The sequence below is a fragment of the Albimonas pacifica genome, from assembly GCF_900113695.1.
GTDB classification, from domain to species: Bacteria; Pseudomonadota; Alphaproteobacteria; order Rhodobacterales; family Rhodobacteraceae; genus Albimonas; species Albimonas pacifica.
This window is the reverse complement of sequence record NZ_FOQH01000024.1, coordinates 1-10,131: the sequence shown is the minus strand read 5'-3', so window position 1 is coordinate 10,131 and position 10,131 is coordinate 1. Positions and strand designations below refer to the sequence as shown.

Sequence of the window (10,131 nt, the reverse complement as noted above, 5' to 3'; positions counted from 1 at the left end):
TCCGCCAAGACGCCGCTCGCCGCCGCGATCCGCTATGCCCTGGCCCGGATAGCCCGCCTGCGGCCCTGGCTCGACCATGGCGTCCTCGAGATCGACAACAACGCGGCCGAGCGGGCCATGCGCGCCATCGCCCTGGGACGGAAGAATTATCTCTTCATCGGCTCCGAGGCTGGCGGCCGTGCAGCGGCCATCGCCTACACCCTGATCGAGACCGCGAAGCTCAACGGCGTCGACCCCACGGCCTGGCTCGCCGACACCCTCGCCCGCATCCCGGACTGCAAGATCAACAGGATCGGAGATCTGCTCCCCTGGAATTACGCCAGATAGCGGTCAGGCCGGACGCTTACATCGCAAGCATGCCGAGCGTTGCGGCAATACCGGGCGCATCAAGGCGGCGATGGAGCTCCTGAAGGCCCTGCTCCAGGTGGACGCCTCCGGCTTCGACGCCTGTCCGTCGCTTCTGAACTGCGCGAATGGCACGCTCGACCTGGAGGCGCTGGCGGCCAGTCGCCGCGGCAACGAAGCGAGCGACGGATCGCAGCCTCGGACGCCTCTGCGCCCCCACGATGCCGGCGATCGCCTGACCAAGGTCGCCCGCGCGACGTGGGACCCGGACGCCGACGGCATCGCCTGGGACAGGTTCCTGTCGGACGTGATGCCCGATCCCGAGATGCGCGCTTTCCTCCAGCGCGCCCTCGGCCTCGCCGTCTTCGGCCGCAACGACCAGCAGGTCGCCCTGTTCCTGCGCGGCGAGGGCGGCAACGGCAAGTCGACGCTCGTCAACGCGGTCGCCTACACGCTGGGCGACTACGCCGCCCCCTGCCGGATCGAACTGCTGCTCGAGACCCGCACCCAGTCCGCCGGCGCGCCCAGCCCCGAGGAGATGAACCTCCCCGGCGCCCGCCTGTTCCTCTGCCCCGAGCCCGACCGCTCCGACCGCCTCAGCGCGAAGAAGCTCAAGGCCTTCACCGGCGGCGATCCCCGCCCGATCCGCGCGCCCTACGGCGAGCGCGAGTTCGTCTATACGCCCACCGGCCTCCCGGTGATCACCTGCAACCGCACTCCACGCCTGGCCACCGACGATCACGGCACGCGCCGCCGCATGGTCTTCATCCCCTTCGAGGCGCGGCTCGACCAGCTCCCGCCCGGCCGCCGACGCGACCAGCGCGACCTGGAGGCCGAACTGAGAGCCGAGGCCCCGGCGATCCTCAACTGGCTGATCGAGGGCTGGCTCGCGACCCGCGCCCGCGGCCTCGACGCCCCGCCTGCCGCCCGCGAGCAGCGCGAGAGCTTCGAGGCCCTCGAGGACCCGGTCGGCGAGTTCCTCGCCGACCGATGCGTCCATCGCCTCGGCAAGCGCCTCCGCAAGCAGGCGGTCTTCGACGCCTACGATCGCTGGGCCGCCCGCGAGATGGCCCCTCCTCTGCCCCGCGACGCGTTCAACCGCATCATGACCGAGAAGGGCCACGTCGCCCGCAAGACGTCGGGCGGACGCCTCCACTGGGAGGACATCGCCTGGGCGAGCGACGGGGCCGACGACGCGCCGAGCGACTGAGCCTCGCGCAGGCCGCCGACCGCGGCGGCGATGGAGCAGGGACAGGGCGCCGACCCTGTCCCCACCTCGCTCGGCTGGCATCCGTCCCGGCCTCCATCCGCTATCGCCGTTGCGACACATCCCGGCGCCCCGTGGTCGCGGCGGGCGCCATGAAGGGCGGAGAGTGGGACGCCACGGGCGGCGGCCGGCGACAATTTATCCAGCGATTCCAGAGCCGCAGGGCAGTTGGGACAAACGGGCAGGAATTTCGTGCCTTTCTATTGTTCAGAGTGTCTTCCTTCCCCTCTTCGAGAGTCTTTTCCCTTCCCTCCCCCCTTAAAAATATTTATTCAGTTGGCCTGAAACAAAGGCACCACACAGCGCGCGGGTGCACGAAAATGGAGCATCGGCCAACGACGCCTTGAATAGCGAACTGGCGAGCAGCAAGCCCGATTTCGCTGCGCCAAATGACCATGACGGTATCGACATCATGGCCACGACATCACCAGCCACAGATCCAGACGTTAGCCCGCCAGCGCTCGCCCATTTTGGTGATTAGAGAAATAGTTCAGCGCTGTAGTGCAGCTCGCTGCTGGGACCCATCGGCGGCAGCCATCACGACCTCTTCATCAGCCATCCATCCCTTGGAGATCAGAAACCTGCGGACTGTGTCCGGGGCCTCTGAATAGAGCACAAGTGCGAGGCTCTCTTCGGCGCGGGTGCAGGTGACATAGAGCAGGCGGCGGGTGCGCTCGATAGTGGTTTCTTCGCCCTGATCCGCCTTTTTCTGAGAGGCTGGGGACAAGCCCTTTACGTCGAACAGTGTCTCGTAAGAGGCGAGGCCTTTGAAGCGTGTATGGGCATCATCGGCGATCACCATGACCCTGGGAAATTGGAGCCCCTTGACCCCTTGGTGGGTACCAAAATGGCTGCGGTCTTCGACATAGGCGAGGTAGCGCTCCACCTGGGAAAACGGGGCCTCAAGCGCCTGCGTCCAAGCCTCGACGATGGTGGTTTCGGTGGGTGGTTTAGCCAAGGGCGCGGTCAAGTCCAGCTCGGCAAGGATGTCGGCCATGTACTGGGCCGCTGGACTGTCGTCAGGCAAACAGGGCTGAAGCTGGTCGGGGATCGGGAAAAGCCGGTGCTCGGCCACGACCGTTAACACTTCGGCACAACTCGGATCTCGTTCGTCCTTAAATAGCGTCATCAGCGCTGCGACGCCCGCCCGCGCTGCATTAAGACCAGTGCCTTGGCCCCCGCGTCCCGCCCGGATACCTCTCTTGTCGATGAGCGGTGAGCCGTCGCGCAGCACCGCCATTGCGGCAAAGGCATCCCCATTCCTTTGTGCCGTCACCAACGGTAAGACCCGGTGAGTGAAAAGCCGCATCGCGGGCAAGGTGCCATCGCGAAACCCATCCTTGAGCGTGTCGGGCTTGCTCAGGGGCTCAAACAGCTCACTAAAACGAAGACGCGCGGCGGCCATGTGACGCTCGATCGTCAGGGTCTTGATCGCCTCCGCGTTCTGCCACGCGGGGTCTCCGGTGATGCGGGCCATCTCCACTCTGGTGGAGGCTTCAAAGGCTGCGCGATCCGTGCCCTCGCTAGGTGCAAGGAAGACGCGCACGATGCCACCCGGTTTGTCTTCGCGCGCCCGCTGCTGGCGGCCATCATCGTCGCGCCGGATCGCATTCGCCAGGTCCACGATCCGCTTGCGGCTGCGGTGGTTCATCTGTTTGGTCGGTTGAGCGAAATCCCCCACCCGTTTGTCGAGATCGCGCAAACCATCGGAGTAAATGCGCTGCATCGTGTCACCTAGCAACCCAAGGGCGATGCGGCCGCGATGGCGAGCCTCGAAGGACAAGAGCGCCTCCATCAATGGCTTCATCGTGTCCTGGCTCTCGTCGATCAGGATGAACGGGTAGCGCGCCAGAACGATGTTCTGAAATGTCTCGCTTTCAGTCAGGAAATGCGCGGCGAGCGCAATGACCTCGGCATGTTGCAGCGCATCGCGGCCGAAATTGTCTCCCACGGCCGCGTAGGTGAAGGCGCGTATCGCGGCCAGGTCCTCCAGCCGCTTTGTCTTGGAGGCCATCTTCTTGACGCGTTTGTCATGGGCGTCGGTCCCCGCCCGGCCCTTCGCATGGGTTGCCTGGATCTCGGCAATCTCCGTCTGCAAGTTACTCTCCAGCCAGCCCCTAATATCCGCTGTTCGCCCCTCGATGAGCGACCATGCGAAGCTGTGGATGGTCTGCACCTGAAACACCGGATCGGCCTTGACGCGGCGCGTGATCTCATCTGCAGCGGCGTTGGTATAGGTGATCACGGCGATCTTGCGGCTGTGTTTGCGCAAGGTAGTCAGGGTCTCTGTGTCCAACCCCTCGAGTGCGTCCTTGAGAGAGCGCGTCTTGCCCGATCCAGCCCCGGCAAAGAGAAAGAAGCTGCGCGGCTGATCGAGGGACAGACACGCGCGGATTGTCTTGTCGGCGCTGGCGTCGCGGGTGGCGTCGGTCAGGTCCGTCATATCGCACCCTCGCCGCCCTTTAACCGGCTCGCGAGCCAAGTCAGGCCGGCGTCGATATAGGGCGGCGCCCGAAGCACTTTGATGTCCTCGATATAAAGGAGGTCCAGCGCGAAGGCGGCCTTCTCAGGTTTTTTAGCCAACCGATCAAAGAGCGCCGTGGCGAGTTCCTCAGGCGTGGACGCGTCAGCGATGTATTTGCAAAAATCACGGGTCATGAGGCAGGCCAGATCCGCTTTCGCAGCGTCTTCCACTGCTTTCGGGTTGGTCAGCACGAGAGCATCTTCGAACGTGCTGGGCGTGATGGTCTGGGTCTGCGTGCCCTGCGTCACCTCTTGCGGGGTCTGATAGGAGACGGCGATGGTTTGGGTGGCATCGGTATGGCAGAGCTTATTTGGCGGCGCGACCATCAGCTTGTCGACCTCTGCAATCTCGGGGAGCCAGGTTTTCAGAGCGTGGTTCGTGGTTTCCTGAGCGCCCCCCGAGCGCGGCCGGGCCGACTCCCAGGAATTACTTTCGCCTTTCTTGGTCTTTTTATTGATCTTCGTCGCTGCATCGAGATCGGTGATGATCAGCGTCGGTACCTCCAGCGCCTCGACCAAGGGGCGCATGCGGTGCGAGTGGCTGCCCCCCAGCTGTAGAAAGGATAGATAAGCCACTGCAAGGTCAGGGTAGTGATGCTGGATTAGATGCGGCAGCAGTATCCGCTCTGCGGCGCCCTCGATCACGATAATGGCGTCGGCGAAGAACAGATCAAAATGTGTGCTCAGCAGATACCGCGTCACGAAGCGGCGGGTTTCCGTGTCTTCGCCAAAAAGCCCCGTCATATTCGCCACAGTGGCTGTGGGCACAACTCCGTGACTTGGCAGCTCGCGTTTGAAATAGCGCAGCTCCTCAAACACAGCCGCGTGCGCGATATGGCCTGAATGGGTGCTCACGACCAGCTGCGTGGTAAAAGCGGAGTCCTCCTTCTCCAGATCTGTATGGTTGCGCAGCACCTTGTGGGCCCTGGCCATGAAGACCTGCTGCACCTGAACATGCAGATGCGCCTCTGGCTCCTCGACCAGGACCAGTTGCAGGGGTTCGATGCCCTTGTCCTCCGGGGTCGCCACCTGTGATTTGAACTTACCTACCTGCATCCAGTCATCTCGGAACCGCATGAGCTGAAACACCATGGAGATCAGGTTCTGGAAGCCCAAGCCGTTGTAGCTTTCGGGCAGCTTCACGCCGGATGTGTCGCCCGAGATATCGTATTGCACAGCCGCTGGGTGATCGATCCCATCGATGGGTTTGATCTGCGTGGCAATGAAAAGTTTCGGATTGTTAAGTCCGCCAGGGTAGCCGAGTCCCTCCAGTTCTGCGATGGCATTGGCGAAGCCATCCTTGAGACGGGCATTAAAGGTGGTCTCGGCATCGTGAATTGCCTCGAGCGCTTTGACGTCGTTCGGCGTGGGGTTCGTTTCAGGGTCAATATGTTTGCGGAAATAGGGCTCGATTTGACTTGCGATCTTGCGGCTAGCGGCATGCACGAGCTCACCATCATCGCCTTTCCCGTCACCGGCATCGGCGAACCCGCGTTGCGCGTTAATCTCACGAATATGCAGGAGACCGGCAAAGGGGTTGGGGCCGATCCCCTCTGACAGGGGTGGCAGGGGCGGCGGCGCCACTGCCCCGGATGCCGTATAGCTTGCAGGATCCAAAAGATGGGAGTTGAGCTCGAACAGGTCCTTCAGGCGTTTATCCAGAAACTCCCGAAAATCGCGCGGCCAAAGCGCAAAACCGTTGGCCGTCGCGCCTGCCGGCTGCAGCGCCTCGGCGTCTTGGCGCGCGGCGAGGTAGTCCGCCTTGATGTCGGCGCCTTTCTTGGGCTCGAGGCGCAGGCGTACGCCCAGCAGGCCGCCAGTCCAGGTAAGCGTGGGGATCAGATGCGCGACATGGTGGAGCTCTGACGTCTTGGCATGGAGCCAGACGTCGAGGAACGGGAGCTGGTCTTGGAGCAGGCTGAGATCTGGCTCGGCCTCCTGGGTCCAGGCACCCGCGATCTGCTCGATCGCGGTCCAGTTTGAGGCTGTCACATCACGGGTGTCGACGCCGTCGCGATCCTTGAGGAATTTGCGCAGGGCCTTCATGGCCGATGTCTTGCCGCTGTTGTTGGCCCCGACGAGCAGAGTCTGCTTGTCCGACATGTCCAGGCGGGCGCGCCGCAGTTTGCGAAAATTGAAAATTTCAATGCGTGCGATCTTCATAATGCCAGCGTCCCCCTCGCAGGAATTTCTGCGTTGGTGTCTGTATACATACTCGCCCTGCGGTTTTGTAGAGGCGCTCAACCGCCAGGGGCCCTGCCAGTCTTCCCATGTCAGGCTATTCGCTTTCAGCACTCACAGCGGTGCGGTGGAAATCGCATACTGGGTGGCGGGCCTCTTACCGGCCGCGAGGCGAAACGCCAGAGGCCTTGGCGCCTACTTTTTCACCGTAGCCCCTCTTCTAGATTGCCGCGCCATTGGATGCCCAAGGGCTCTCATTCGCTTGCAGCGTATGACGGCTCCCCGCCTCCTTCTGCCCAACACCTTGAGAGGCGCTGAATGGTTAGATTGTCTGGGAGCCCCAATTGGGCCGGAAATACTCGGAATCGATAGACTTTCTCCAGAAGGGGCTGGATGTGCCACAATTTTCAGCGCGTTGACGGCCCCGCCTTGGGTCCTTCCCGCTACCCTCAACGTGGGTTAATTCGCGCCGCGCTTTCTCCACAAGTCCGCGGTGTCGGCCAGGGTTGTTTTTGGGTTGTGGTTGTTGGCCCTGCGGAACGCCGCCTTCGATCACCGTGGGCCCTGCATCGCTCCCAGCAATTCGAACCGCCGTCAATTCGACATTGATTCGCCGCCTGCGCAGGCCGCCCGCCTCAGGCACCTCTTGCCTCGGGCCTGACGCCGTCGGCCCTGCCGGGTCGCCCCCGGTTCCCGCCTGCGCAACAGGAGATATCCATGAAGCGCTTTTTCCTTGCGGCCTCCGCGGCGGCCGCGCTCTTCGCCGCGAACGCCGCCTCTGCGGCCGAGCTCAGCGCCACCATCAACTCCGCCAGCCTCGGCTACAAGAAGCAGGAGGTCACGATCGAGCGCAACACCGTGGAGGGCCGCGCCACCGTCGCCGTCCAGCAGGACGACGTCGCCATCGTGATGCGGTCCGACGGCCGCGACCGCGCGGAGATCAACGCCACCACGATCTCCGCCGGCTTCCACGAGCAGGACGTCACGATCGCCGACAACCACGTCTCGGGCGACGCCGCGGTGGTGGTGCAGCAGGGCGTGCTGGGCGTGATCTTCAACTGATCGGCCCCTGGTGCGACGGGCGACGTCTCTCCCCGCTCGCCGCGCCCTCGCGGTCCTCCCGCCGGGAGGGCCGCCCCCCCCGGGTCGGGCGCGGATCGCCCGGCCCGGCCCCCGTGCCGCCGCCGCCAATGGAGCTTCCGCCATGCCACTTCTCCGCGCCCTGCCGCTCGTCCTCGTCGCCGCCGCCCTCGCCGCGCCGGCGGCGCTCGCCCCTCCCGCACCCGCCCGGGCGGGTGGGCTCTTCGACGTCCTCGACGCCGAGGACCAGCTCCGCGCCCGCCGCCGCAACGTCTCGGCGATCGAGGCCGAGGTGGTCGAGGTCGCCCCGCCGGGGATGGTGATGGCCTCGGCCGGGCGGATCTCGCGCGGCGAGGCCTGCCTGGCGGGAGCCGACTGCAGCCGGCCGGCGGTGACGGCGGGCAACTACCTGCGGGCCACGGTGCGGGCGCCGTGGATCGTCTACATGTTCAACCTCGGCAGCCTGGAGCGCCGGGGCGAACTGCACGACGCGGGCGAGTTGACGGCGCACAACGTCATCGACGTGCCGCAGGACGCCGTCCGCCCGGGCGGCCTGGTCGTGCGCAGCTTCGGCGTGGGACGGCTGGTCCAGGAACTCCACGACTGAGCGAAGGGGCGGGGCCGGGCGAGCGGGGCCGCCCCTTCCGCTTGCCATCCGGTCCGCGGCCCGCGCACCCTGTCCCGACGATTCACCCAGAAGTCATTCCCGGACCCTGACCCTTGCCCGATGCCCTCGACGACCTGCTCCAGACTTTCCTGACCTCCGACGTCGACGCCAAGCGCGGCCTTCTCGAGACCGAGCCGGCGTTGCTGGAACCGCAAGCGGCGGAGCGGCTGGACGACTGGGCCCGCGCGTGGTCCGAGCAGGACGACGCGGAGAAGAGCCGGCCCTGCGCCGCGCATGCCGCGCTGCTGCGCGCCTGCGCCGAGCAGGGCGTGGCCGCGGTCTTCGACGCCATGGCGGCGACGGCGCAGGCGCCGGATCTCGCCGGGCGGCTGATGGCGGCGCTGACGGCGGAGACCTGGAACGAGACCCGGCGCCTGCTGGAGGCGGACCCGGAACTGCTCGGCGCCCCCGCCCTGGCGATCCTCGGGCAAATCCGCGACGCGCAGGAGGACCCGGGCGCGCGGGCGCAGGTGGAAGAGCACCTGGTCCTGTTCCACCGCTGCGCCGAGGTCGGGGTGGCGGCGGCCTTCGCGGAGAAGCTGAGACCTGCCGAGGTCAGCGGCGGCGAGACGGGCGAGCTCGGCGACCTGCTCGCCCGGATCGGCCCGATGCAGGACGACCCGTTGCGGGCGCCGGAGGTGGTCGGCCTGTGCGACCGGGCCCTCGCGCTCGTCGATCGGCCAACGCAGGACCGGCTATGGGCCACGCTTCAGGGCCAGCGCGCCATCGCGCTGCAGCGACTGGGCGACCTCGCCGGGGACCCGGCCGTGCTGGCCGAGGCCGTGCGCGGCGACGACGCCGCCCTCGAGGTCTTCACCCGCGAGGCCATGTCCGCGGACTGGGCCATGATCCAGATGAACCGTGCGAACGCGTTGCAGCTCCTAGGCGACCTCGCCGGGGACCCTGGCGTGCTGGCAGAGGCCGTGCGCGGGTACGACGCTACCCTCGAGGTCTTCACCCGCGAGGCCATGCCCGCCGAATGGGCCACGACTCAGCAGAACCGCGCCAACGCGCTGCAGCGCCTCGGCGCCCTCGGCGGGGACCCGGGCGTGCTGGAAGAGGCCGTGCGCAGCTACGACGCCGCCCTCGAGGTCAGGACCCGCGAGGCCATGCCCGCCGACTGGGCTACGACCCAGTCGAACCGCGCCAACGGGTTGCAGCGCCTGGGCGGCCTCGCCGGGGACCCGGGCGTGCTGGAAGAGGCCGTGCGCGGCTACGACGCCGCCCTCGAGGTCAGGACCCGAGAGGCCATGCCCGCCGACTGGGCCACGACCCAGTCGAACCGCGCCAGCGCGCTGCAGAGCCTGGGCAAGCTCGCCGGGAACCCGAACGTGCTGGCCGAGGCCGTGCAAGGCTTCAGCGCCGCTCTCGAGGTCAGGACCCGCGAGGCCATGCCAGCCGACTGGGCCGCGACCCAGTCGAACCGCGCCAACGCGCTTCAGCGCCTGGGCGACCTCGCCGGGGACCCGAGCGTGCTGGAGGAGGCCGTGAAAGGCTACGATGCCGCCCTCGAGGTCAGGACCCGCGAGGCCATGCCCCCCGACTGGGCCGCGACCCAGCAGAACCGCGCCAACGCGCTGTCGAGCTTGGTCAGGCTCGCCGGGGATCCGGGCTTGCTAGAAGAGGCCATGCAAGGCTACGACGCCGCCCTTGAGGTCTTCACCCGGGAGGCCATGCCCGCCGACTGGGCTACTACCCAGCAGAACCGCGCCAACGCGCTGCGGAGCCTGGGCGAGCTCGCCGAGGACCCTGGCGTGCTGGAAGAGGCCGTGCGCGGCTACGACGCCGCCCTCGAGGTCAGGACCCGAGAGGCCATGCCCGCCGACTGGGCCGCGACCCAGCAGAACCGCGCCAGCGCGCTGCTCACGCAGGCCCGGCTCTTGAAGCGGCGGGACGATCCTGGCGCGGCCGCCCGGGCCGCGGACGCCGCTGCGGCGGGCTATGACCTTGCCCTGTCCGGGACCTCGCGCGACGACGCGCCGGCGACCTGGGCGACGATCCGGCACAACCTGGCCAATGTGGAAGACTTCCGCTTCGACCTCTCGGGCGACCGCGAGGCGCTGGCCCT

7 protein-coding genes are annotated in these 10,131 nt (G+C 66.4%); 5 read left to right on the top strand and 2 right to left on the bottom strand.

Going from position 1 to position 10,131, the window contains the following annotated elements:
* Both BM064_RS25785 and BM064_RS25780 read left to right on the top strand, forming a co-directional pair.
* The coding region (locus BM064_RS25785) for a transposase domain-containing protein (RefSeq protein WP_143103472.1) at nucleotides 1–327 on the top strand (327 nt) is incomplete at its 5' end.
* Nucleotides 299–1,555, top strand: coding sequence for a phage/plasmid primase, P4 family (locus tag BM064_RS25780; RefSeq protein ID WP_092866232.1), 1,257 nt, complete (start codon nucleotides 299–301; stop codon nucleotides 1,553–1,555). The genes BM064_RS25785 and BM064_RS25780, both read left to right, overlap by 29 nt.
* Before the next feature lie 547 nt (nucleotides 1,556–2,102).
* On the opposite strand, the gene BM064_RS25775 is transcribed toward BM064_RS25780, so the two are convergent.
* Both BM064_RS25775 and BM064_RS25770 read right to left on the bottom strand, forming a co-directional pair.
* Nucleotides 2,103–4,055, bottom strand: a complete 1,953-nt coding sequence (locus BM064_RS25775; RefSeq protein ID WP_092866229.1) for a UvrD-helicase domain-containing protein — start codon at nucleotides 4,053–4,055, stop codon at nucleotides 2,103–2,105.
* A complete protein-coding gene (locus BM064_RS25770) occupies nucleotides 4,052–6,298 on the bottom strand; it encodes an ATP-dependent nuclease (protein ID WP_092866226.1) in 2,247 nt (748 codons plus the stop codon). The genes BM064_RS25775 and BM064_RS25770 overlap by 4 nt, the downstream gene beginning before the upstream one ends.
* A gap of 735 nt (nucleotides 6,299–7,033) precedes the next feature.
* Here BM064_RS25770 and BM064_RS25765 point away from each other — a divergent pair.
* The 3 genes from BM064_RS25765 to BM064_RS25755 form a co-directional block, all read left to right on the top strand.
* Complete coding sequence (locus BM064_RS25765) at nucleotides 7,034–7,378, top strand: hypothetical protein (protein WP_092866223.1); 345 nt, start codon at nucleotides 7,034–7,036, stop codon at nucleotides 7,376–7,378.
* Between the two features lie 142 nt (nucleotides 7,379–7,520).
* Nucleotides 7,521–8,003, top strand: a complete 483-nt coding sequence (locus BM064_RS25760; RefSeq protein WP_092866220.1) for a hypothetical protein — start codon at nucleotides 7,521–7,523, stop codon at nucleotides 8,001–8,003.
* A 113-nt stretch (nucleotides 8,004–8,116) separates the two neighbouring features.
* A partial coding sequence (locus tag BM064_RS25755; RefSeq protein ID WP_092866217.1) for a DUF8189 domain-containing protein occupies nucleotides 8,117–10,131 on the top strand: 2,015 nt, incomplete at its 3' end.